This is a genomic window from Amorphus sp. 3PC139-8, from assembly GCF_040750475.1.
Taxonomy (GTDB): Bacteria; Pseudomonadota; Alphaproteobacteria; order Rhizobiales; family Amorphaceae; genus Amorphus.
This window is the reverse complement of sequence record NZ_JABJVY010000011.1, coordinates 12,308-32,653: the sequence shown is the minus strand read 5'-3', so window position 1 is coordinate 32,653 and position 20,346 is coordinate 12,308. Positions and strand designations below refer to the sequence as shown.

Sequence of the window (20,346 nt, the reverse complement as noted above, 5' to 3'; positions counted from 1 at the left end):
GCTCACGCCAGTTCGCTGCGCTCACGGCTGCGCGGGCGCGGCCTGACCGGCCGGCGCGCAGTCGCGCGCTGGTGGGGCGATCTCGCAAGAGGCGTGGAGCGGGAAACCCGACAGGGAGGAAATAGATGCCTGACATCCGCGTGGCGTGGTCTGCGGGCGAGGCGCGCGCGGACGTCGTCATCGATCCCGCGACCGGGCTCTATGAGACCGGCCACGATCTGGTGACCGCGCTTGTGATTTCGCTCTTTACCGACCGTCTGGCCGAGGCCGACGACGTCATTCCGGACGGCAGCACCGACCGGCGCGGATGGTGGGCGGATCAGGACGCCGAAGAAATCTGGGGACCGGGCGCGGCGATGATCGGCTCTCGGCTGTGGCTGCTTTCCCGCGAAAAGCGGGTGCCGGCGACGCGGACGCGGGCCGAGACCTATGTGCGCGAGGCAATCGCGTGGATGGCCGATCCGGCCGTCGCCGCCGTCGCGCGCTTCGATGTCGCTTGTCTCTGGCGCGATTTGGCGAGCGGCCTGGAGACGATCGACATCGCCCAGCTCCGGGGTGCCGACGGCGTGCTGGTCGCGCGCATCGTCGCCTATCAGCGGGACGGGTCCGCCGTCGTCGCGCACTTCGCGCCGCTTTGGAGTGATTTTGCGTAGGGCCTTAGCCTCGGAAAGCGTCTGACTCACCATGGATTCCCGCTTTCGCGGGAATGAGCGGAGTGAAATTCATGGCCTTTGACATTCCAGCGCTTCCCGAGCTCCGGACGGTCGTGCGCGACCGGGTGCGCGGCGCGTCCGAAGCCGCCACGCTGCTTTTGCCCAAATCCATGACGCGGGCGCTGGCGGACGGCGTGGCGGGCCTGGCGCACTTGCATTTCCGCTATCAGGGCTGGGTCGCCCGGATGGTGATCCCCCTCACGGCCGAGGGCGCGCCGCTGCAGCGCTGGCTCGATCTTTGGCTGGCCGTGCCGCGCATTCCGGCCGCCGCCGCGACCGGGACCATCACGGTCACCGGGGCCACTGGGTCGAGCGTGGACACCGGGACGGCGCTGACCGTCATCGGCGAGACCAGCCTCGAGGTGGTGGTGACCACGGGCGGGACGATCGGCGGAGCGGGCACCCTGTCGCTGCCCGCCGCCGCCGGCGCGACCGGCACGGCCGGCAATCACGAGGCGGGCGTGGGGCTGTCGTTCGTCTCGGTGCCGGAGGGTGTCGACGCGCGGGCGGTGGTGGCTGCGCCCGGCTTTGCCGGCGGCGCGGAAGCCGAGCGCGATGCCGCGGCCAAGGGCCGGATGATCGCGCGGATCCAGGAACCGCCCCACGGCGGCAACGCTGCCGACTACGTGCAATGGGCGAAAGAGGCGTCGTCGAATGTCACGCGGGCCTGGTCGGCGGGGCAACAGCTCGGTGTGGGCACCGAGACCGTGCGCATCATGATGGACGATCTGCGCGCGAATCAGTCGGGCATTCCGACGACGGCCGACCTCGCGCTGGTGAAAGCTTATATCGACACCGTTCGGCCGGTGACGGTGCGCGACCTGTTCGTCGAGGCGCCGGCGGCCAAGGCGGTCGACGTGGAGATTTCGGACCTGGAGAGCGACACGCCGGAGGTGCGCGCCGAGATCGCCGCCAATCTCGCCGCCGCGTTTCGCGCCAAGGCGGTGCCCGGCGGCACCTTCTGGGGGGCGTGGATTTCCGAGGCGGTGTCGGCGGCGGTGGGCGAGCGCCACCACACCATTCCGGGCTTGGCGGATACGACCTGCGCGGCCGGCGAAATCGCCGTGCTGGGCGATGTGACGTACTCGTGATTTTCGCTCACGCCAGTTCGCTTCGCTCACGGCTGCGCGGGCGCGGCCTGACCGGCCGGCGCGCGGTCGCGCGCTGGTTGGAGGTCTCCAACAAAGGCCGACAGACCTAACATCATGAAGCGATTTGTTCGATGGGGCGAGGCGGCGTTTGCCGCCGCGCTGAGCCAGCTGTTGCCGCGCGGCTGGGCGTGGCCGCTCGCCGAGCGGTCGGCGATGGCCGATCTCGTGGCCGCCTATGCCGCCATCTGGGCGTGGGTGGCGCGGCGGGACGCCGACCTGTTGGAGCGGGAGTCCTATCCCGGCACGGCGATAGAGCTCCTGCCGGAATGGGAAGCGACCGCCGGATTGCCGGACCCGTGCTTTCCGACCGCGTCGCTGTCGCTGCGCGAGCGGCAACAGGCTGTGGAGGCGAAATTCGCCGCGCGCGGCGGGCAAAGCCGCGCCTACATGACGGCGCTGGCGGCCTCCCTCGGCTACGCGATCGAGATCACGGAATTCTCGCCTTTCGAATGCGGGCGGTCGGCGTGCGGCGATCCCTATTGGGAGGTCGGCGCGCCGCTCAATCGCTACACCTGGACCGTCACGGTCCCCGGTCCCCGTCTCACCTGGTTCGAGGTCGGGTTGTCCGCCTGCGGGCAGGATCCGCTCTGCCGGATCGCCCGGGCGGCGGATCTGGAGTGCGTGCTGCAGCGCGCCAAGCCCGCCCACACCACGCTCATTTTTTCCTACACCGGAGTCTAGCTGATGGACATTGTCGGCGGGTTCGACACCGCGACCAAGGCGGTCAAAGGGTACGGCACGGCGCGCGAGGCCGACTGGATCAACGCCAATCCGGACACCGGGCAGACCGGCGTCTATCCGCCGGCGGAAGCCTTCGCGCATCCCATGAAAGAGCTGGTCGCGATCGAGCGGGCTGCAGGCCTGGTGCCGTCGCACACCGATCTCAGTCAGCTCGCGCAATCGGTGCTGCGCCTCGCCAATATCCCGGTCAAGGGGTGGCAATCGTCTCCGCCTGGGTCTCCGACCGAGGGCGATATTTACATCGTGAAGCCAAGCGGATCGGGCGCCTGGGCGGGCCACGATCATGCGATCGCGCTCTATCTGGACGAGGCATGGGTCTTCGTCCCGCCTCGCGCCGGCGAGCTGGCGACCTTCGTCGATAGCGGCGCGTATACCCCGCTTTATTTCACGGGCACGGCCTGGGCGCGCGTGCCCGGCGTGCAGACGCGAATCCAGAGCTACACCGTGGGCGGAAGCTACACGTTCACAGTCCCCGACGACACGACGAGGGTCTTCCCGAAGCTTGTGGGCGGCGGCGCTGGCGGCGCCGGGAGTGCGCCCGGGCTGAATGCGGCTGGCGGCGGCGGTGGCTCCGGGGGCTACACCGAGGGCTGGATCGACGTCACACCGGGCGCCGACATCACCGTCATCGTCGGCGAGGGTGGCATCGGTGGTGAGGGCGTCGATGGATGGGTCGCCTTCGGCGGCGGCACGACCTCATTCGGGCCGTGGCTGTCGGCGACAGGCGGGTCCGGCGGTCGAGTGGGCAGCGCATCGTCTGCCGGGGGCGCCCCTGGGCTCGGTGCTGGCGGCCAGCTCAATCTCTACGGCTCCCCTGGCGGTGACGGCAATAATCAGTCGTCGCTTACGCCGGGCGGATATGGCGGCGCGTCATTTTTTGGGGGCGGGGGTCGGACGGCGACCTCGACCGATCCGGCCGTCAATGGGCTCGCTCCCGGGTCCGGCGGCGGCGGCATTTGGGCCGCAGCCACGGCGCAGGATGGCGGTCGCGGCCAAGATGGTGCCCTTTATGTCCTGTATTAGAGAGAGGTTGTCCCCATGAAGACTTGGGCGCGCATATCGCCTGACGGATACGTCATGGAAATCGTCCAGTTGGATGACATGCAAATTCCCGGCGTTACGATTTTTCATCCGAAATTTCACTTCGTCGAAGTGCCTTCCGGGGCGGATGTCCAGTGCGGGATGTCCTATCAGGACGGGGAATTCTCGGTGCCCGAAATCGAGCGGCCGAATTTCCGGCCGGAAGTCTACGCCGATTGATCGTCGGTCGCGCCCGCGCAGCGGCGTGCAACGCGAGCTGGCGCGAGCGAAAAAATCTAAGGAGGCCCTGATGGCCGAGACATGGACCTATGTGGAGCTGACCGATGGGGCGTGGACGCCGCTGACCAGCGGCGCCGCCGATGTCGTGATCCAGATGGCGACGAGTCAGGCCGTCGCGATCAAGACGGCGGACACCGAGCCGGAGATCGGCGACATGGCCTTCCTGGTGCTGGAATATCCGCACATGCCCGGTCTGCCGCGCAGCTTCGAAAAGGCGCTCTGGGCGCGGTCGCTCCTGGCGGCGGAAAACGCCGTGCGCGTGCTGGCGCAGTAAAATGACCGGCGTGCTCAATCCGTTCACGCTCAATCCGTTTGGATTGGGGGCGGGGGATGCGAGGCCGTATCCCCTCGTCCCATTCTTCGCGGCGGGGGAGGCCGGCCTCACCTATGACCACGAGTGGGTGACGTCTTTTCAGGATTACACCGCGACGATACCGGCCGGCACCGGCGATCCATCCGCTTTCTGGCTCGACCTGTCGCGCGGGGCGGGGTGGCGTGACGGGCGATTTACAGGGCTGGGGCCGGAGCTGGTAAATGATGGGGCATTTATCTTAAATGGTGCCACCGTTTCGGACGGAGAAATCCAAGCTGCCGCGCCAGCTTTTACGACTTTCGCCCGGACTGACACATATCCGCCTGGGTATTACTTAGTGACTTTCTCTGTAGAGCGTGAGAGCGGTGGGAATCTTACCTTCCGATTTAACGGCAAAATCATCGGCGCTATCCCTGAGATCTCGGGAACGTTTCGGGCAGTGCTCTATGCTGACGATGGTGCATCCGTCGGCCTTTTTTTCAGGGCGGAGGGGAGCGGGTGGACGGGGACCATCAGTGACATTTCCGTCCGTCGCCTCCCCGGCAATCACGCCACTCAGACGGTCAGCGCGTATCGCCCGACACTCGGCCTCGACAGCGCTGGGCGGCCTCGTGCGGTGTGGGATGACGACGATTTTGTCACATTCCCGCAAGCTATGCCGTCCGGCACCACGACGATGGCATTTGCCTACGATCCGGCGGATGTGCCCAATGTTACGTTGGGCCTTTCTAGCCCCACAAGTAGCACGCAATATCAAATGATAGCTATATTAGGTGATGGCAATACTAACCTTGCGACCGGTAGTGCAGGCACCCCAGAAGCTTGCTGGATAGATGGTGCTGCAATACCGTTATCTGGACTATCTCGGGACGGTTTTCGGAACGCTCTCAAAGCGGGATCATCGGTCATCTGGCAATGGGACAACCCTGTAGGGTCTACCATGACCCGTTTGGGGGCCAATCTTAATACATATGGCCCAAAATCCCTTTTCCTGACCAAGGGCTTTATGATCGACCGCGCCCTTACCCCCGCCGAGCGTGATCAGATCACCGATCTCTACAGGCTGCCGTCATGATCAGCGCATACACGCATCGCGTGACGATTGCCTGCCCCGCGTCACTGGCAGCGGCTGGCGCCCAGCTCGGTCTCCTGGTCGGCCGGACGGCGTACGACGATCAGGTATTCGACGACGTCATTTATCAAGATGGCAGCGGCGTCCGGTACGCTCGGCCGACATTTCTGGTCACGGCCGGATTCCGGGAGATTGCGGAAAGTGACCTCACACTCCTGCCCAACCCTTTCGAGGCAGATCTGAATGCGGCGCTGCGGGCACAAGCGCTGCTACGCGTCTACGACGAGCCAACACCGGCCGATCCCGCGCATATCGTGGCGATTGTCCATGACGATACCGATGAGGCGATGGCGGCCGTCGAGGGTGCGCTCGGTCTATCCCTGATCGACCCAGATCCGCTCTGATCCGCCCAGACGCCCGCTTTTCGCCCGGCCGATCCTTCCTGTCGCGCCGGATGCCTCGAAAAACCGGTTCCCACTTTTTCGCCCGGCGCTTCTGCCGGGCTTTTGATTCCTGACATCGGAGATCCTGATGATCGACCTGGGAGATTTCCGGGGCGCGGCCAAGCGCCTCGAGGATATCGATTTGCCCCGCATCGGCGCCGAAATCGGCGTCGGTGAGGACGAGATTCACGCGGTCATCGACGTTGAGACCGGCAACGGCCGCGGCTTCGACAGTGCCGGCCGGCCGAAAATGCTGTTCGAGCCGCATATTTTCTACCGCGAGCTTTCCGGGGCGGAGCGCAAGGAAGCCGTGCGCCAGGGGCTCGCCTATTCCAAATGGGGCGCGCAGCCCTATCCGAAAGACAGCTATCCGCGCCTCAGGGCGGCGATGACGATCAACGCCCGGGCGGCGCTGCGCAGCGCCTCCTGGGGGCTCGGCCAGGTGATGGGCTTCAATCACGCACTCGCCGGCTACGACAGCCCCGAGGCGATGGTGCGCGCCTTCATGGCCGACGAGGACGCGCACCTTGCCGCCATGGTGGATTTCATCCGGTCGGCGGGGCTCGACGACGAGCTGCGCCGCCACGACTGGAGCGGCTTTGCCCGTGGCTACAACGGCGCCGGCTACGCCAAGAACCGCTATCACCTGAAGCTCGCGAGCGCGTTCGCGCGGTGGCAGGGCATCCGCGACACCCCCTGGGACCCGGATCAGTCGGCCAACGACAACGCCGCGATCGAGGCGAGCACGGTCGCGCTCGGCCGGGGCGCCGCCGGTGCTCAGGTGCGGGCGCTACAGGACGATCTCGCGACGCTCGGCTTCTACACCGGCCGGATCGACGGCGATTTCGGCCCGTCGACGGAGGCGGCCGTGCGCGATTTCCAGCGCGCCGCCGGCATCACGACCGATGGCTGGGCCGGCGACGAGACCATGGCCGCGCTCGAGGCCGCGCTTGCCAAGGTGCCGTCGGCCGGCGAGGGGGCGGCTGCCCTCACGACGCTTCTGGAGCGGATTCGCGACGACGTCGAGGAAGCGCTGATCATCGCCAAGGCGGCGTGAAGCCGCTCCGGCGGCGACTGATCCCCTCCCTCATTTTCATCCCCCGATGCCGCCCGCGAGGCGGCTTTTTCATTGGAGAGACCCGATGCGCCTTCTTCTTTGCCTGATCCTCGCCGCTTGCACGCTCGCCGGCCCGGCCTTCGCCCAGGACACGAGCGTCCCGGTCGCCGGCTTCTGGGAGATCCTGCGGCCTTACGTCGTCGAGGTCGCCGGCATCCTGGTGGCGGCCGCGCTTGGCTGGCTGTCGATGCGGGTCAATAAAATGTTCGGCCTGTCGATCGAGGCGAAGCATCGCGAGGCGCTGCAATCGGCGCTTATGAATGGTGTGATGCGCGGCCTGGCCTCCGTCGACAAGGCGGCGGATCGCACGTCGATTGATCTCCGCTCCGCCGTCGTCGCGGAGGGGGTGCGCTACGTCCAGGACTATGCGCCCGATGCCGTGCGGCACTTCAAGCTGACGCCCGATCGCCTGGGCGATCTCCTGGAAGCTCGCTTGGGATCGATGCTCCAGGACGTGCCCGATGCTGCTTGAGGCTCTGTCGGCCTTTCTGACCGGCTTTCTGGCGCCGCTGATTCGGGGGCTGATCTCGGATTGGCGGGCCGCCCAGGCATTGCGCGAGGCGGGCGCGGCCGACGCCGCGCGCGAGACGTCCCACACCATCCAGGAGATTGCAGATGCGCAGCGCGCAAATGACGCTCGCGATCGCGGCGGCGCTGGCGATGTCGCTCGCCGGCTGCGCGAGCGGATCGGGGACGGCGGCTGATCGGACGGCGCTCGCCGGTCTCTGCCCCGCGCCGACGCCGCCCGATCGGCTACGGGCGATCGCGGACTATCTGGAGCGCGCCCAGCCCGATCCCGGCCTGGACGTGCTGGCGACGGAATGGGAGCGCCTGGATGATGGCGTGCGGATCTTGCGTGGGGAGGAGTGATGCCGGAAGACGGGATTGATCCGATCACGCAGCATTCTCTCGGCACGATCTCCGATCGGCTCGCGAAGCTGGAAAGCAGCCATTCCTATCAGCGTGCCAGGGTCGAGGCGGCCGAGGTCGAGCGGAACCGGCAGGGGAAAGAGCTCAGCGAATTTCGGCGCGAGACGCGAGAGCGCTTCGCGAAGCTGGAATCGATGCTCGAGCCGATCACCGTCATGAGCAAAGCGCAGAAGATGATTTTCGGGTGGGGCATTGCAGCGATCGGCGCGGCTGGCACGCTCGTGCTGATCTGGGACTATTTCCTGAAATGGGCGAGGGGCAGTTGATCGGGCTGCCCGGTATTTCGATCCGCTTCGCTCACTCCGCCCGGCTTCGGCCGGGCGGTTTTCGCGTTTCAGGGGTGGGTGAGCGGATCGTCCGACAGCCGGACGGTGTAGCCCTGACTGCGCATGCCCGGGCGATCGACGACGACGACACCCATCTGCTCCAGGCGGCGGATCGCTCCATTGACGGTGGAGCTGTTCGGGTCGCGCCCGAATTCGCTGCAAAGGGCGGCGAGCGGCACCACGCCTCTGGTCTCGAGCGCCATGATCAGCTGCGCATAGACCAGGGAGGCGTGCGGGTGGCTGGTCCTGATGCGCGTCAGCAATTTGAGGAGGTCACGCGATCGCATGTGCGTCATTCCTCAATGCCCCGCGGAGCGGTCGGGAAGGTGGACCGGAGCGCCCGGCGTCATGGACCGCAGCCGAGCGATGCGGTCGAGCGCGGCGGCTTCAGTGTCGTCGGCGTCCCATGTGTAGCGCCCGCGGGCGGCCCCGAGCTCGGCGGCGGCGGCCGGCGACAGTGTCAGGCTCACCAAGGTGATCCACGGCCAGCCTTCCGCCGGCGGCGCGTAGAGCGCCACGAAATCGTCGGCTTGGCGCACCGGCTTGCGGACGGCCGCGTCCGGTCCCGCCGCAAAATCAAGGGCCGGCCCCTTGCGCGGCACCGGCTGCGCGAGCGCCGCCGTCAGTCGCTTTGTCTCCGTCGCATTGGTGACGATCCAGGCTTTCCAGCGCTGGCCGTGCGCGCGGGCGATCGCGTCGGGCCAGCGGCCGACACACAGATCCGGCAGGCCGGAGAGATAGCCGCCGTACCAGGCGGTCGGCATCCAGTCCTGCAGCGGGGCGGAGAGGTCGATCATGTCGCGGAGCCGCTTTCATAAAGCACAATGGCCTCGATCGGGTCGGGCGGCATGGTTCCGGCGAGCATCAGGTCGACGGCGACGGACACCGGGCCGGATATCGCGTCTTTTCGCTCCCAATCGCGGACGGTCGCGCCGGGGTCGCGCCCCTGGAGCCGGAGCGCGCGCCCCATTTCGCTCATTCGGAGCGGTCGGCCGAGCCCCCACATTTCGCCCAGGCGGCGGCGGGCGTCGCGCAGCTCGTCGCCGGTCATTCGGGCGCCTTTTCCCGGATCGCCCAGCCCGGCGCCTCCGCATCGCGACGAAGATGGGCGGCCGTGTGCAGGAAGCGGCTGACGTGCCATTGCTTTGCAAAGCGGGCGTGCTCGCCTTCCGATAGCCCTTTCGGGGCTTGCGTCGTCTGTGGGGCGTAATATCCGGTCTCTTGATCCGACACCGGGTCAAAGGTGCCGCCCCGGCCATCGAAGGTCGGGATGCACGGCGCGCTGTCGCCCGTCATGCCGCGGGCAATGATCTCGATCGCCATGTCTTCGTAGCGCTTGGCCTCCGCTTCCCATTGCAGGAGCTGGGCGGCGTGTCCGAGCACCCATCCGCGGATGAGCTGCAGCGCGTCCTCGCCCGTGTGTCGCGCGGCATGGTCTTGCCGGGCCGTTTCGGTATTGTCCATTCCCGTTTCCTTTTTCGCGACCATGACGAGCTTCCATTCAATAGGAGAAGCCGATGCAGTCTTCCTCGGCCTGCCGCTCGGGATACGTGATCACCTTGACGGCGAGATAGGGGTCCTGAAGGGCGATCTGCAAATCCCGCCAGACACCATACGTGGAGAGCGAGGGCTCGGCCGTCTCGACCTTTCTGCACATCCGATCGATTCTGATCAGGATGCGGCTCAAAAAGGTCGAGACATATGCGTCGTCGTAGACGGCCAGCTTTGCTTTTGTGGCGTCAAAGTCGAGCATATAGGTCTCCGAGATCGGATCATGGACACGACTTGCCAAGTCGAGCAGGGCCGTGCGCAGCAATCCGGCGCGGGCCGCTGCCCATGTCGCCTGTCGCATGACAAAGTCAAAGTGCTCGCGCTCGGCCGCCTCGCTGGTGCCCTTCGGCATTGTCATAATCGTGGAATTCCGCCGCCCAAGTTCTTTCGGCTTAAGCGCGGCATCAATGGCTTCTAGTCCGGCCCGATAAGCGGCGGCCTTCTGCTTGATCTCGGAAAAATGGGTCATCGGCTTGTCTCCGCAGAGTGGGGCGCCGCCCCGTGGCTGATGACTGATATATACAGGCATAGCCTGTATATTACAAGAGGCGCAGAAAAATTATCGCGTTTGATAGGGCTGGGGCGGATGCAGGTGAGATTCGGCCACGCCGCCGCAGGCGGTGCACCTCAGCACAAAGCTACCCTTGAGATAGGACCGATCCGGGCCGAATCGCGCGATCAGCGCGTCGAGGTCGAGATAGCCCTGCCGGCCGCAGGCGCAGAAGCCATAGAGCCGGTGGTCGTATTCTTTGAGGTCGCCCAGGGTGGCGATCCATGTGGAGCGGGGAGGGGGCATGGGCTAAGAGCGCGGGGCCACGTGTCCCGTTTCTGCGCTAATTCCTGTGCTAACGGCCCTTCGGGGTAGGGCTAAGTATTGGTCGGAGTGGCAGGATTTGAACCTGCGACCCCCTCGTCCCGAACGAGGTGCGCTACCAGGCTGCGCTACACTCCGACAGTGGGCGGTCTTATAACGACCGACCGGGCACGCCGCAAGCCGTGCATCGCATGGCAATCGACGTTTCCACGACGATATAGGGTGAGGGACGTTTCGCCTTCAAGCCGCTCGACTTCAGAAAGGACACCGCGTTGGCCGCATTGACCCACGACCGCCAGTTCGACCCGCAACACGGGACCCCCGTCACGGTGGCGCCGGGGATCGTTCGCGTCACCGCGCACAATCCGAGCCCGATGACCTTTCACGGCACCAACACCTATCTGATCGGCGACGACGAGGTGGCGATCGTCGATCCCGGTCCCGCGCTGGACCAGCACGTGGAGGCGCTGAGGCAGGCCATCGCCGGCCGTCCGGTGAGCCATATCCTGGTCACGCATACCCACGCGGACCATTCCGGGGCCGTGCCGGCGGTTCAGCGTCTCGTCGATGCCCCCACGGTCGGCGAGGGACCGCATCGCAGCGGCCGGGCCCTTCGCGAGGGGGAGGCGAGCGGCCTCGATTCGTCGGGAGACAGATCGTTCACGCCGGACATCGTCGTCGGCCATGGCGACCGGCTGGTGGCCGGTGGGCGCACGGTGGAGGTGATTGCGACCCCCGGCCACACGGCCAACCATGTGGCGTTCGCACTTCCCGACGAGGGGCTGCTCTTCTCCGGCGATCACGTGATGATCTGGTCCACGACGATCGTGGCGCCGCCCGATGGCGTTATGGTCGACTACATGGCCTCGCTCGATCGCCTCCTGTCGCGCGGGGATCGGCGTTATCTGCCTGGGCATGGCGGGGCGGTGCACGATCCGCAGGCCTATGTGTCGGCGCTCAAGGACCACCGCCAGAAGCGGGAAGAAGCGATCGTGCGCGCCTTGTCCGACGGGCCGCTGCCGATCCCGGAGATGGTGCGCAAGATCTACGTCGCGCTCGATCCCGCCTTGCGCAGGGCGGCTGGGCTGTCGCTGTTGGCGCATCTGGAGGATCTGGTCGAACGCGGCACCGTCGAGGCCGATCCGGCGGTGACCTTCGACGCCACCTACCGCCTCGTCGGACCCTGGGCGCCGCCGAGCTCCTAAAATCAAGCACTGGGCCAAGCCCCGGCACTACTCCGCCGGGGTGTGGTTCTTGAACATGTCGCGCAGCGTCGTCTTCTTGATCTTCCCGGTCGCCGTGTGCGGGATCTCCTCCACGAACACCACCTCCTCGGGCAGCCAGAATTTGGCGACGCGGACGGACAAATGGTGCAGGATATCGGCCTTGTCCGGCGTCGATCCGGGTTTCGGCACGATCACCAGAAGCGGCCGCTCGCCCCATTTCTCGTTGGGCACGCCGATTACCGCGGCTTCGGCCACATCCGGGTGGCCGACGGCGACATTCTCCAGCTCGATCGACGAGATCCATTCGCCGCCGGACTTGATGACGTCCTTGGAACGATCGGTGATCTGCATGTAGCCGTAGCGGTCGATGTGGGCGACGTCGCCGGTGTCGAAAAAGCCTTCCTCATCCAAGATCTCGCCGCCGGCACCCTTGAAGTAGGATTTGGCCACCGCCGGTCCGCGCACCTTGAGCCGGCCGAAGGTCTTGCCGTCCCAGGGTTGCGGCTTGCCGTCGTCGTCGGTGATCTTCATCTCCACCGTGATTGGCGGATAGCCCTGCTTTTGCTGCAGGTCGAGCCGGTCGGCGCCAGTCAGATGGTCCCAGTCCGGTTTGATCGAGCAGACCGTGCCGAGCGGGCTCATCTCCGTCATGCCCCAGGCGTGCAGGACGTCGACGCCATAGCGCTCCTGGAAGGCCTCCGTCATGGCGCGCGGGCAGGCCGAACCGCCGATCAGCACGCGGTCGAGGTCGGGCAGGGCGCCGCCGTGCGCGTCGAGATGGTGAAGCAGCATCAGCCAGACCGTCGGCACCGCCGCGGTCATGGTGACCTTGAACTCGGTCAGCAGCTCGTAGATCGAACCGCCGTCCATCTGGCTGCCGGGCATGACCAAGGCGGAGCCGTTGAGCGGGGCGGAGAAGGCCAGCGACCAGCCGTTGGCGTGGAACATCGGAACCACGGGCATGACCACGTCGCGGGCGCCGATGCCGAGCATGTCCACCGCCGACATGGAGAAGGCGTGCAGCATGTTGGAGCGATGGGAGTAGAGCACACCCTTGGGCTTGCCGGTGGTGCCGGAGGTGTAGCAAAGGCCGGCCGCCGTATTCTCGTCGAAGGTCCCCCAGGCAAAGTCGTCGTCGACCTCGGCGATGAAGCTCTCATAGGGCACCGCGTTCGCGAGCCGGGTCTGAGGCATCGACGCGGCATCGGTCAGGATCACCACCGTTTCGATCGTCTCCAGCCGGTCTGCGATCTCTTCGACGATTGGAACGAAGGTCAGGTCCACGAACAGGATGCGGTCCTCCGCATCATTCAGAAGCCAGACGAGATCGTCTCGGAACAGGCGCGGATTGATGGTGTGATAGATCGCGCCCAGCCCGAGGATGCCGTACCAGACCTCCATGTGGCGGGCGGTGTTCCAGGCGAGCGTGGCGACCCGGTCGCCGAAGCGGATCCCGGCCTTCTCGAGCCGCTTGGCGACCTGGAGGCTGCGCCGGCGCATGTCGGCGTAGGTGGTGGTGACGATCGGCCCCTCGATGGAACGGCTGACCACAGGCCGCTCGGCGTGGATCGTCCCGGCATAGTCGATGATCTTGTGGCACAGGAGCGGCCACTCCTGCATCAGGCCCTGCATGCTGCATTCCTCCGGAAACGACGGTTGTTCTGTCGTTTGCTTGTTGTTGCTTCGAGTAAGGCGCATGTGGGCGGACCTGTCCACCGCCCATTCGATCCTTCGGGTGGACGAGGGACGTTGCGCCGCTATGGTTCGAGTTTGACAAAGTCGAAAGCGACAGCGCCCGCGAACGGGGAGGGGACGATGGCAAAAACGGTGTCGGGAGAGACGGTGGAACGTCCGCCCGAGGGGCCTCCGGCGATCCGAACCATCGCCATGCCGGCCGACACCAATCCGGCCGGGGACATTTTCGGCGGATGGCTGATGTCGCAGATGGATCTGGCCGCCGGCAATGTCGCCGCGCGCCGGGCGCGGGGGCGTTGCGCCACCATCTCCGTCGACGCGCTGACCTTTCTGTCGCCGGTCCATGTGGGCGATGAAGTCAGCCTTTATGCCGAAATCGTCCACACGGGCCGGACCTCGCTCGCCATTCACGTGGAAGCCTGGCGCCGTCCGCGCGACGACGAACCGACGAACAAGGTGACGGAGGCGAAATTCACCTTCGTGGCGATCGGGCCGGACGGTCGGTCGCGCCCGCTGCCGCCGCTGGAAGCGACCGAACCGGCGTAGTGCCGACCAGGGAATTTCCAAACAGGCGTTAACGCTTATCGCGAATTGTTACAGGTCGCTATCAATCGTGAGAGCGCGGGCATGGTCCGCGCAAGATTCGTCCTCCATCATGCCGTAATTGCGCACGACCTCTGGAACTGACGCGCGGGGTCGTGCGTCCCCCTTGAGAGGCTCCGTGTGAGCCGTCGCGAGGGAGCGGTCGGTCTCCCGATCCGAGCCGATGGGGGAACCGGCCGTTGCGCAATCGAAGGACCTTGGCGGGGCAAAATGACTGCCGGCGCCGGGTCGGATTAGGGACGGAAGGCCAGTCTCATGGCAACGAACAACAACGGCACTGCGAACGCGGTCCAAAGCAAGCCGACCAATCTGAGCGATCACTACAAGCCGGTCGGCATCCAGGCCGTCTCCGCTGCGGCGATCTGCCGTCCGCAGGCGCCGATCAAAGCGACCGCCAAGCGGTAGGGCCGAAGCGTTTGGGCCCTGAGCCGTTCCCGATCGGTCGTTGACGACGCGAACGGAAAGGGCTCCTGCTCACGGGCGCGAGCTTTGCGAGCTGGTGCCGATCGGTCGGGTCTCGCGCGGGACCGGTCGAGAAGGACAACCCAGGCGCAAGCCGCTCCGAAACGGTCGCGAACGTGCACCAGAAATTGTGCGCTTGAGCCAAGCGCAGCCGCTGCCCATACGCCATTTCATCGGGGTCGGGCGCGGCGGAGACCCAGCGAGTTGAAAAAAGCGGGGTCCGGCGTGAGCCGTCGGGTTCCGCTTTTCTTTTGACGGCGGCGCTTGATGCTTGACCCGGCGCGACCGGCGCCGTTCACTCCCGCCGGCCATAGGGCGACGGGAGCTCACGTTCGGCATGATCAGCTATTTCGTACCGGAAGCGACCGCGCTCGCGCGGCATGACGGTCAGGATCAGAAGGGGCCGCTGCCGCGCGGCGCCATGTGGGTGGATCTGAAGGATCCGACCGAGACCGACGTCGCCCGGGTGGAGGCGATGGTCGGCGTCCAGCTTCCCACGCGCCAGCAGATGGACGAGATCGAGAGCTCCAGCCGCTTCTACCAGGACGAGGAGGCGCTGTTCATGACCGCCTCGCTGGTGCGGGTGGTCGACAACGGCCAGCCGGCGATCGCGCCGGTTACCTTCATCCTGCGCAAGGACCGGCTCGTCACCTTACGCTTCGAATCCCCGCGCACCTTCGAAATCGTCGCCGCCAAGGTTCAGCGGGCCCATGCCAACTGCCTGACGGGCAGTGCGGTCCTGTTCGAGCTTCTGAATACCGCCGTCGACCGCACCGCCGACATTCAGGAGGTGGTGGCCTCGCGGCTGGAGGAGATCGCGCGGACCGTTTTTGAAACCGGTGTGCGCGACCGGCGGGGCGATCCGGACGTCCACGAGGCGATCAAGTCGATCGGCAGCCTCGGCATTCTCACCTTGCGCATCCAGGACAGCCTGATGAGCCTGGAGCGCATGGCGGTGTTTCTCGGTCACCATATCGGCGTTGCCGGGATTGCGCCGGAGGATCAGACCAAGCTGGACACGGTCCTGCGCGACGTGCGCTCGCTGGCCGAGCATGCCGACGCGCTCGATTCCAAGGCGAACTTCCTGCTCGACGCGACCCTTGGCCTGGTCAGCCTGCATCAGAACCAGATCGCCAAGATCTTTTCGGTGATGGCGGTGCTGTTTCTGCCGCCCACTCTCATCGCCTCCAGCTACGGCATGAACTTTGCCGATATGCCGACCTTGGATTGGCGGCTCGGCTTTCCGTTTTCGCTGATGTTGATGGTGGTCTCCGCGCTTGCCTCCTGGGCGGTGTTCCGGTGGCGGCGCTGGTTGTGATCTCCGTTTACGGATAGAGCCGGGTCTTGCTCCAGACTGCCTCCGGATTGTCGCGCCGGAACACGATCCGGTCGTGCAGGCGGAACGGGCGGTCGTGCCAGAACTCCATTTGAACAGGCTTGATGCGGAAGCCCGACCAATGCGGCGGGCGGGGGATCTCCCCCACTCCGAATTTCGCCGTGTAGCGGGCGACCGCCGTTTCCAGCGCGAACCGGCTTTCCAGCGGTGCCGATTGTTTCGAAGCCCAGGCGCCGATCCGGCTGCCGCGCGGACGCGACTGGAAATAGGCGTCGGCCTCGGCGTCGGTCACCGTCTCCACCAGGCCGCGCACCCGCACCTGGCGGCGCAGGCTCTTCCAATGGAACAAGAGGGCGGCCTTACCGGCGGCGAGGATCTCGCGGCCCTTGGCGCTCTCATGGTTGGTGTAGAACACGAAGCCGTCCCGATCGTATCCCTTCAGGAGCACCATGCGAACATTGGGCAGACCGTCTGGGTCGACGGTTGCGACCGCCATCGCGTTCGGATCGTTGGTCTCCTTGCGCTCCGCGTCCGCAAGCCAAGCGCCGAACAGGGCGAACGGATCGTCCTGATCGCTGAAGTCACCGGTCGTTAACTCCTCCGGCGGCACAGTGTGGTGATCGTTCATAAGGACGGCTCCAGTGTCGATCGGTGATCGTGCCCGTTATAATGCGCTGCGTCTTTTGCGCCATCGGGCACCCTTCGTTGTGTTGGTGTGTGCCCTCTCGCTCGGCGGCTGCGCCATGTTCGGATCGGGCGGGAAGCTGTTCGCTTCCAGCAGCGAAACGGCGTCCAACGCTCCGCTGAGCGATCCCTTGCTGGAGGGCTCCGGGCTTTCCGGCAACGATCTGATCGCGATCGGCAATGCGCTCGGGACCGATGTCGCCTCTCCGGCCGAGTCTCGTCTCTGGGAAAATCCGGCCGAGGGCACCGGCGGCAGGCTGATCGATGTCACCGATATCCCGGCGCCGGACTATGGGCTCTGCCGGTCTTTCGTCACCACGGTGAACGCGCCGACCGGGCTGTTCCTGATGTCCGGCATTGGTTGTAGGCGCCCGGACGGAAACTGGGTGGTCGACGGCATCGCGCCGGCGGAGACGACCGAAGCGGCCTAAGCCGGGTTGCTGGCGAGCGGCGCGCGAAACCCCTATATTGATGATAAGTGCAAGCGGGTCGGGATTCGGCCCGTGGCTTGCTTCGTGTGTTTCAGTCACTATCGATCCGAAGAGACCGATGAGAGATCCCTACAGCGTCTTGGGGGTGTCCAAGTCGGCGTCCGAGGCCGAAATCAAATCGGCCTACCGTCGCTTGGCCAAGGCCTACCATCCCGATCACAATGCCGAAGACCCGCGCGCCAAGGAGCGGTTCGCGGAGGTCGGTGCGGCCTACGAGATCCTTGGCGACAAGGATAAGCGGGGCCAGTACGATCGCGGCGAGATCGATGCCGACGGCCGGCCGCGAACCCATGCCTTCAGCGGCGCGGGCGGCTTCGATCCTTTCAACGGGTTCGGCGGTGCCGGACCCGGGGGCGCCGGCGGGCGCCGCAGCTACCGCTACAGTTCCGGCGGGGGCGGCGGCACGGCCGGGCCGGACATCGATGACATCCTGCGTGAATTCATGGGCGGTTTTGGCGGTAGCCGGGGGCAGCAGGGCGCTGGCCGAGCTTGGAAAACCCCGAAGGAGCCCGGCCGCGACGCGGAAGCGACCGTCACCATCACGCTGGAAGACCTGGTCGGCGGCGGCAAGGCGCGCGCCGATCTGCCCACTGGCAAGAGCGTGGCAATCTCGATCCCGCCCGGTGTCACGTCGGGCCAGCAGGTGCGCCTGCGCGGCCAGGGCTTTCCGAACCCGACCGGCGCGCAGCATGGCGATGCGATCGTCACCATCAACATTGCGCCGCACGCCCTGTTCGTGCCTTCGGGGAGCGACCTGAAGCTGGACCTGCCGGTGACGCTCTATGAGGCGGTGCTGGGCGGCAAAGTGCGGGTTCCGACCCTGGAAGGTACGGTGGAGTTGACCGTTCCGACGAATGCCTCGGGTGGCAAGGTGTTGCGTTTGCGTGGCAAGGGCTTGCCGAAGGCGAGCGGCGGGCGCGGCGACCTTCTGGTCACCCTGCGCATCGCGCTGCCGGAACAGGCCGATCCCGATCTGGAGCGGCTGATGCGCCAGTGGCGCGACCGGGCGCCCTACGAGCCGCGCAAGGACATGAAGGGCTGATCCGTCAGCCCGCTCTCAACGTGCTTTTTCCGAGGCCATCGTTCGCGTGATCTCGGCGATGGTGGCGGCGAGGTCCGCCACCCGCTGGCCCCGACGCAGGCCGGGCACCGGCACGTGCACGAACACCACTTCCGGCCGCCCGCGCCGATGGGCGGCCCAGGCGAGCGCCGTGCGATAGGCTGCGTTGCAGAGATAGCGGCCGGGATCGTCGGAGGTGGCGACGAGCGGGCCGCCTTTTCGGTGCAGTCCGGAGACGAGCCGGGTCACGTTGACGGGCGTGCGCCGGATGGCCGCGTGGGGTTCGTCCGTAGCTGACGGCAGATGTCCGCCGGCGTCCCTCAAGGTCGCGCCGAGGCCCGGATGTGCGTTTCGCTCGATCCGGAGGCTGCGGGCGGAGGCGGCCACCCCCGTCATCATGATCAGCTCGGGCCGATGCGCCGCCAGCCGGTTGGGCAGGCTCGCCAGCATACTCCATTCGGTGGGGAAAATTTCGGTCTCGACGCGGAGCGGGGCAGCGGCGCGCCGCAACAGCCGTTCGACCTCGCCGACGAGGCGTTCGGTCGGGTTCACGGGCATGCCGGGAAACGGGCCGAACCCGGTGATCAGCACCCGGAGCGGGCGGGCCGAAGACACGCGCCGCCGCATGAGCTCAGATCTCCCCCAGCCCCATCATCTGGGCGATCTCGTCGGCGGCGACCGTGGCGGCGACGGAGCCATCGGCCACGGCGGTTTCAAGCTCGCCGACGCGGGCGCGGACATCGGCGCGCAGCGACAGCGCGGCCATCAGTTGTTCGCGGATCATCGTCCACATCCAGGCGACCTGCTGGCGGCGGCGCTTGTCGTCGAAGGCACCGCTTTCTCGGCCGGCGTCGCGGTGGCGCAAAACGTCGGCCCATAGCCGGTCGAGCCCATCGCCGGTGAGGCCGGAAATGGTCATCACCGGGGGGCGCCAGCTCGCATCCGGCGCGGTCAGGATCTGCAGGGCGCTGCGATATTCAGCCGCCGCCTGGCGGGCCCGCTTGGCGGCATCGCCGTCGGCCTTGTTGACGGCGATGATGTCGGCGATTTCGATCACGCCCTTCTTGATGCCTTGAAGCTCGTCGCCGGCCCCCGGCAGACCGAGCACCAGGAAGGTGTCCACCATCTCCGCGACGGCCGTTTCCGACTGGCCGATGCCGACCGTCTCCACGATCACGACATCGTAGCCGGCGGCTTCGCACAGGAGCATGGTTTCGCGGGTGCGGGCGGCGACCCCGCCGAGCGTTCCGGCCGACGGGGAGGGGCGAATGAACGCGTTCTCGTCGTTGGCAAGCCGCGCCATCCGCGTCTTGTCGCCCAGGATGGAGCCGCCGGTGCGGGTGGAGGACGGATCGACCGCCAATACCGCCACCCGGTGACCCTGTTGCGTGAGGTAGGTGCCGAGCGCGTCGATGGTGGTCGATTTGCCGACGCCCGGCACACCGGTGATGCCCAGGCGCACGGCGTGGCCGGTGTCCGGCAACAGCGCCTGAAGGATCGCGCGGGCGTGCCGGCGATGGGCGACCTTCTTGGATTCCACCGTCGTGATGGCGCGCGCCAAGGCGGCGCGCTTGCCGGCGCGAATACCCTCCACGAGGCGTGCGACCTCCGGATCGGACGGCGCGTCGGTGGTGGGCGGGGTGGTCTCGGTCATCGTCTCTCCACCTTCCCGCAAGGGGCGCAGATCGGGCGAGATTGGCGGCCCGAAAGCGATCAAGGCCGCCAGATGATGCGCTGAAGCTCGGCTTGCTTCAGATCCTCCGCGGAGGGCAGCTCGTCGAACGGGCCACCATAGCCCGGAATCGCGAACACCAGCGTCACGTTATCGCTGCCGCGCGCCGGGCACACCGCCATGCCGCGCCAGAGGTTGCGTCCGACCCGGCAAGTCGACCGGCGCGCGCCGGCTTGGGACATGGTCATGCCGATGCGCTCGCCGTTCGGGCCGGTCAGATGCTGGGTAACGCCGTTGATTTCGTCGATCCGGCCGTCGGAGCCTTTGAAGACCTGGATCACCTGGATGCCGTCGCGGAACACGGCGAGCGTCCAACCGGTGCTGTTTTCGCGCGCCATCTGCACGGTGCGCACTTCGGCCCAGGGCAGCGCTTCCTTCAGGGCCGATTCGGAGTAGCGCGTCGTTGCGTTGATCGGCCCGGCACCGGAATCGGTGATGGTCATGTAGGTCTCGGTCGAGGGTCCTCCGCCGCCGCTTGAAACGCAGCCGGCAAGGATCACGGCGAGAATGGCGATCAACGCAAAACGCATGGGGATCTTTCCTGGAACAATGAGGAATCCGTCCGG

Annotated in this window: 30 protein-coding genes and 1 tRNA gene; 19 read left to right on the top strand and 12 right to left on the bottom strand. The window is 66.4% G+C overall.

Annotated features, from left to right (window positions below; all coding sequences use genetic code 11):
• Window positions 1–125 precede the first annotated feature (125 nt).
• From HNS03_RS12100 to HNS03_RS12040, 13 genes are all read left to right on the top strand, one after another.
• The gene (locus HNS03_RS12100) at window positions 126–653 is read left to right on the top strand and encodes a phage GP46 family protein (protein WP_367195590.1); all 528 of its coding nucleotides are present in this window, start codon (window positions 126–128) and stop codon (window positions 651–653) included.
• Window positions 654–724: 71 nt separating this feature from the next.
• Entirely contained in the window at window positions 725–1,804 is a 1,080-nt protein-coding gene (locus HNS03_RS12095; RefSeq protein WP_367195589.1) for a baseplate J/gp47 family protein, read from the top strand.
• Window positions 1,805–1,918: 114 nt separating this feature from the next.
• Entirely contained in the window at window positions 1,919–2,545 is a 627-nt protein-coding gene (locus tag HNS03_RS12090) for a YmfQ family protein (protein ID WP_367195588.1), read from the top strand.
• 3 nt (window positions 2,546–2,548) lie between these two features.
• A complete protein-coding gene (locus tag HNS03_RS12085; RefSeq protein ID WP_367195586.1) occupies window positions 2,549–3,628 on the top strand; it encodes a DUF2793 domain-containing protein in 1,080 nt (359 codons plus the stop codon).
• A gap of 15 nt (window positions 3,629–3,643) precedes the next feature.
• Window positions 3,644–3,865 carry a hypothetical protein gene (locus tag HNS03_RS12080; protein WP_367195584.1) on the top strand — a complete coding sequence of 74 codons (222 nt, stop codon included), beginning with the start codon at window positions 3,644–3,646 and terminating at the stop codon, window positions 3,863–3,865.
• 70 nt (window positions 3,866–3,935) lie between these two features.
• Window positions 3,936–4,199: a hypothetical protein gene (locus HNS03_RS12075; RefSeq protein WP_367195583.1), complete on the top strand. Its 264-nt coding sequence runs from the start codon at window positions 3,936–3,938 to the stop codon at window positions 4,197–4,199.
• A 1-nt stretch (window position 4,200) separates the two neighbouring features.
• On the top strand, window positions 4,201–5,313 hold the full coding sequence (locus HNS03_RS12070) for a hypothetical protein (protein ID WP_367195582.1): 1,113 nt from the start codon (window positions 4,201–4,203) through the stop codon (window positions 5,311–5,313).
• Window positions 5,310–5,714, top strand: coding sequence for a hypothetical protein (locus HNS03_RS12065; RefSeq protein WP_367195581.1), 405 nt, complete (start codon window positions 5,310–5,312; stop codon window positions 5,712–5,714). Before HNS03_RS12070 ends, HNS03_RS12065 begins: the two co-directional genes overlap by 4 nt.
• Window positions 5,715–5,841: 127 nt before the next feature.
• Window positions 5,842–6,810, top strand: coding sequence for an N-acetylmuramidase domain-containing protein (locus tag HNS03_RS12060; RefSeq protein ID WP_367195579.1), 969 nt, complete (start codon window positions 5,842–5,844; stop codon window positions 6,808–6,810).
• 85 nt (window positions 6,811–6,895) lie between these two features.
• Complete coding sequence (locus tag HNS03_RS12055) at window positions 6,896–7,342, top strand: hypothetical protein (protein ID WP_367195578.1); 447 nt, start codon at window positions 6,896–6,898, stop codon at window positions 7,340–7,342.
• Window positions 7,332–7,574, top strand: coding sequence for a hypothetical protein (locus tag HNS03_RS12050; RefSeq protein ID WP_367195577.1), 243 nt, complete (start codon window positions 7,332–7,334; stop codon window positions 7,572–7,574). The genes HNS03_RS12055 and HNS03_RS12050 overlap by 11 nt, the downstream gene beginning before the upstream one ends.
• A complete protein-coding gene (locus HNS03_RS12045; protein ID WP_367195576.1) occupies window positions 7,486–7,740 on the top strand; it encodes a hypothetical protein in 255 nt (84 codons plus the stop codon). The genes HNS03_RS12050 and HNS03_RS12045 overlap by 89 nt, the downstream gene beginning before the upstream one ends.
• Window positions 7,740–8,066, top strand: a complete 327-nt coding sequence (locus tag HNS03_RS12040; RefSeq protein WP_367195575.1) for a hypothetical protein — start codon at window positions 7,740–7,742, stop codon at window positions 8,064–8,066. The genes HNS03_RS12045 and HNS03_RS12040 overlap by 1 nt, the downstream gene beginning before the upstream one ends.
• Window positions 8,067–8,134: 68 nt before the next feature.
• On the opposite strand, the gene HNS03_RS12035 is transcribed toward HNS03_RS12040, so the two are convergent.
• From HNS03_RS12035 to HNS03_RS12005, 7 genes are all read right to left on the bottom strand, one after another.
• Window positions 8,135–8,413, bottom strand: a complete 279-nt coding sequence (locus HNS03_RS12035; protein WP_367195574.1) for a hypothetical protein — start codon at window positions 8,411–8,413, stop codon at window positions 8,135–8,137.
• Between the two features lie 12 nt (window positions 8,414–8,425).
• Window positions 8,426–8,923 (bottom strand): hypothetical protein, encoded by a 498-nt coding sequence (locus HNS03_RS12030; RefSeq protein ID WP_367195572.1) that lies wholly within the window; start codon window positions 8,921–8,923, stop codon window positions 8,426–8,428.
• Window positions 8,920–9,177, bottom strand: a complete 258-nt coding sequence (locus HNS03_RS12025; protein ID WP_367195570.1) for a hypothetical protein — start codon at window positions 9,175–9,177, stop codon at window positions 8,920–8,922. Before HNS03_RS12025 ends, HNS03_RS12030 begins: the two co-directional genes overlap by 4 nt.
• Window positions 9,174–9,590, bottom strand: coding sequence for a hypothetical protein (locus HNS03_RS12020; RefSeq protein ID WP_367195569.1), 417 nt, complete (start codon window positions 9,588–9,590; stop codon window positions 9,174–9,176). Before HNS03_RS12020 ends, HNS03_RS12025 begins: the two co-directional genes overlap by 4 nt.
• A 37-nt stretch (window positions 9,591–9,627) precedes the next feature.
• Window positions 9,628–10,146: a hypothetical protein gene (locus HNS03_RS12015; RefSeq protein ID WP_367195567.1), complete on the bottom strand. Its 519-nt coding sequence runs from the start codon at window positions 10,144–10,146 to the stop codon at window positions 9,628–9,630.
• A 90-nt stretch (window positions 10,147–10,236) separates the two neighbouring features.
• Window positions 10,237–10,473 carry a hypothetical protein gene (locus tag HNS03_RS12010; RefSeq protein WP_367195566.1) on the bottom strand — a complete coding sequence of 79 codons (237 nt, stop codon included), beginning with the start codon at window positions 10,471–10,473 and terminating at the stop codon, window positions 10,237–10,239.
• A gap of 79 nt (window positions 10,474–10,552) precedes the next feature.
• Window positions 10,553–10,629 (bottom strand) — tRNA-Pro (locus HNS03_RS12005).
• Window positions 10,630–10,763: 134 nt separating this feature from the next.
• Here HNS03_RS12005 and HNS03_RS12000 point away from each other — a divergent pair.
• Entirely contained in the window at window positions 10,764–11,696 is a 933-nt protein-coding gene (locus tag HNS03_RS12000) for an MBL fold metallo-hydrolase (protein WP_367195564.1), read from the top strand.
• A gap of 27 nt (window positions 11,697–11,723) precedes the next feature.
• Here HNS03_RS12000 and HNS03_RS11995 read toward each other — a convergent pair whose 3' ends face one another.
• Window positions 11,724–13,349, bottom strand: a complete 1,626-nt coding sequence (locus HNS03_RS11995; RefSeq protein ID WP_367195563.1) for a long-chain-fatty-acid--CoA ligase — start codon at window positions 13,347–13,349, stop codon at window positions 11,724–11,726.
• Window positions 13,350–13,532: 183 nt separating this feature from the next.
• On the opposite strand from HNS03_RS11995, the gene HNS03_RS11990 reads away from it, so the two are divergent.
• The 3 genes from HNS03_RS11990 to HNS03_RS11980 all read left to right on the top strand — a co-directional run bounded on the left by HNS03_RS11990 (window position 13,533) and on the right by HNS03_RS11980 (window position 15,795).
• Entirely contained in the window at window positions 13,533–13,958 is a 426-nt protein-coding gene (locus HNS03_RS11990) for an acyl-CoA thioesterase (RefSeq protein ID WP_367195562.1), read from the top strand.
• A 312-nt stretch (window positions 13,959–14,270) separates the two neighbouring features.
• On the top strand, window positions 14,271–14,420 hold the full coding sequence (locus HNS03_RS11985; RefSeq protein ID WP_367195560.1) for a hypothetical protein: 150 nt from the start codon (window positions 14,271–14,273) through the stop codon (window positions 14,418–14,420).
• 394 nt (window positions 14,421–14,814) lie between these two features.
• A complete protein-coding gene (locus tag HNS03_RS11980) occupies window positions 14,815–15,795 on the top strand; it encodes a magnesium transporter CorA family protein (RefSeq protein ID WP_367195558.1) in 981 nt (326 codons plus the stop codon).
• A gap of 7 nt (window positions 15,796–15,802) precedes the next feature.
• Here HNS03_RS11980 and pdxH read toward each other — a convergent pair whose 3' ends face one another.
• Entirely contained in the window at window positions 15,803–16,423 is a 621-nt protein-coding gene (pdxH, locus tag HNS03_RS11975) for a pyridoxamine 5'-phosphate oxidase (RefSeq protein ID WP_367195795.1), read from the bottom strand.
• A 31-nt stretch (window positions 16,424–16,454) separates the two neighbouring features.
• On the opposite strand from pdxH, the gene HNS03_RS11970 reads away from it, so the two are divergent.
• Window positions 16,455–16,928 carry an RT0821/Lpp0805 family surface protein gene (locus HNS03_RS11970; RefSeq protein ID WP_367195557.1) on the top strand — a complete coding sequence of 158 codons (474 nt, stop codon included), beginning with the start codon at window positions 16,455–16,457 and terminating at the stop codon, window positions 16,926–16,928.
• Between the two features lie 118 nt (window positions 16,929–17,046).
• Window positions 17,047–18,030, top strand: coding sequence for a DnaJ C-terminal domain-containing protein (locus HNS03_RS11965; RefSeq protein WP_367195555.1), 984 nt, complete (start codon window positions 17,047–17,049; stop codon window positions 18,028–18,030).
• Between the two features lie 15 nt (window positions 18,031–18,045).
• Here HNS03_RS11965 and HNS03_RS11960 read toward each other — a convergent pair whose 3' ends face one another.
• Genes HNS03_RS11960 through HNS03_RS11950 form a run of 3 tightly spaced genes read right to left on the bottom strand, consistent with a single transcriptional unit; the run spans window position 18,046 to window position 20,310 of the window.
• The gene (locus HNS03_RS11960; RefSeq protein ID WP_367195554.1) at window positions 18,046–18,675 is read right to left on the bottom strand and encodes a hypothetical protein; all 630 of its coding nucleotides are present in this window, start codon (window positions 18,673–18,675) and stop codon (window positions 18,046–18,048) included.
• A 4-nt stretch (window positions 18,676–18,679) separates the two neighbouring features.
• Entirely contained in the window at window positions 18,680–19,702 is a 1,023-nt protein-coding gene (gene meaB / locus HNS03_RS11955; protein WP_367195553.1) for a methylmalonyl Co-A mutase-associated GTPase MeaB, read from the bottom strand.
• Between the two features lie 59 nt (window positions 19,703–19,761).
• The gene (locus HNS03_RS11950; RefSeq protein ID WP_367195552.1) at window positions 19,762–20,310 is read right to left on the bottom strand and encodes a DUF1131 family protein; all 549 of its coding nucleotides are present in this window, start codon (window positions 20,308–20,310) and stop codon (window positions 19,762–19,764) included.
• Window positions 20,311–20,346 lie beyond the last annotated feature (36 nt).

Coding starts and splice junctions, on each gene's coding strand:
- HNS03_RS12055 (WP_367195578.1), top strand. CDS start 6,896: ATGCGCCTTCTTCTTTGCCTGATCCTCGCCGCTTGCACGCTCGCCGGC.
- HNS03_RS12035 (WP_367195574.1), bottom strand. CDS start 8,413: ATGCGATCGCGTGACCTCCTCAAATTGCTGACGCGCATCAGGACCAGC.
- HNS03_RS12030 (WP_367195572.1), bottom strand. CDS start 8,923: ATGATCGACCTCTCCGCCCCGCTGCAGGACTGGATGCCGACCGCCTGG.
- HNS03_RS12045 (WP_367195576.1), top strand. CDS start 7,486: ATGCGCAGCGCGCAAATGACGCTCGCGATCGCGGCGGCGCTGGCGATG.
- HNS03_RS11985 (WP_367195560.1), top strand. CDS start 14,271: ATGGCAACGAACAACAACGGCACTGCGAACGCGGTCCAAAGCAAGCCG.
- HNS03_RS11965 (WP_367195555.1), top strand. CDS start 17,047: ATGAGAGATCCCTACAGCGTCTTGGGGGTGTCCAAGTCGGCGTCCGAG.
- HNS03_RS11980 (WP_367195558.1), top strand. CDS start 14,815: ATGATCAGCTATTTCGTACCGGAAGCGACCGCGCTCGCGCGGCATGAC.
- HNS03_RS12020 (WP_367195569.1), bottom strand. CDS start 9,590: ATGGACAATACCGAAACGGCCCGGCAAGACCATGCCGCGCGACACACG.
- HNS03_RS12050 (WP_367195577.1), top strand. CDS start 7,332: ATGCTGCTTGAGGCTCTGTCGGCCTTTCTGACCGGCTTTCTGGCGCCG.
- HNS03_RS11995 (WP_367195563.1), bottom strand. CDS start 13,349: ATGCAGGGCCTGATGCAGGAGTGGCCGCTCCTGTGCCACAAGATCATC.
- HNS03_RS12075 (WP_367195583.1), top strand. CDS start 3,936: ATGGCCGAGACATGGACCTATGTGGAGCTGACCGATGGGGCGTGGACG.
- HNS03_RS12060 (WP_367195579.1), top strand. CDS start 5,842: ATGATCGACCTGGGAGATTTCCGGGGCGCGGCCAAGCGCCTCGAGGAT.
- HNS03_RS12100 (WP_367195590.1), top strand. CDS start 126: ATGCCTGACATCCGCGTGGCGTGGTCTGCGGGCGAGGCGCGCGCGGAC.
- HNS03_RS11960 (WP_367195554.1), bottom strand. CDS start 18,675: ATGCGGCGGCGCGTGTCTTCGGCCCGCCCGCTCCGGGTGCTGATCACC.
- HNS03_RS12085 (WP_367195586.1), top strand. CDS start 2,549: ATGGACATTGTCGGCGGGTTCGACACCGCGACCAAGGCGGTCAAAGGG.
- HNS03_RS12065 (WP_367195581.1), top strand. CDS start 5,310: ATGATCAGCGCATACACGCATCGCGTGACGATTGCCTGCCCCGCGTCA.
- HNS03_RS11990 (WP_367195562.1), top strand. CDS start 13,533: ATGGCAAAAACGGTGTCGGGAGAGACGGTGGAACGTCCGCCCGAGGGG.
- HNS03_RS12025 (WP_367195570.1), bottom strand. CDS start 9,177: ATGACCGGCGACGAGCTGCGCGACGCCCGCCGCCGCCTGGGCGAAATG.
- HNS03_RS12090 (WP_367195588.1), top strand. CDS start 1,919: ATGAAGCGATTTGTTCGATGGGGCGAGGCGGCGTTTGCCGCCGCGCTG.
- HNS03_RS12015 (WP_367195567.1), bottom strand. CDS start 10,146: ATGACCCATTTTTCCGAGATCAAGCAGAAGGCCGCCGCTTATCGGGCC.
- HNS03_RS12070 (WP_367195582.1), top strand. CDS start 4,201: ATGACCGGCGTGCTCAATCCGTTCACGCTCAATCCGTTTGGATTGGGG.
- HNS03_RS11950 (WP_367195552.1), bottom strand. CDS start 20,310: ATGCGTTTTGCGTTGATCGCCATTCTCGCCGTGATCCTTGCCGGCTGC.
- HNS03_RS12040 (WP_367195575.1), top strand. CDS start 7,740: ATGCCGGAAGACGGGATTGATCCGATCACGCAGCATTCTCTCGGCACG.
- HNS03_RS12095 (WP_367195589.1), top strand. CDS start 725: ATGGCCTTTGACATTCCAGCGCTTCCCGAGCTCCGGACGGTCGTGCGC.
- HNS03_RS12010 (WP_367195566.1), bottom strand. CDS start 10,473: ATGCCCCCTCCCCGCTCCACATGGATCGCCACCCTGGGCGACCTCAAA.
- meaB (WP_367195553.1), bottom strand. CDS start 19,702: ATGACCGAGACCACCCCGCCCACCACCGACGCGCCGTCCGATCCGGAG.
- HNS03_RS12080 (WP_367195584.1), top strand. CDS start 3,644: ATGAAGACTTGGGCGCGCATATCGCCTGACGGATACGTCATGGAAATC.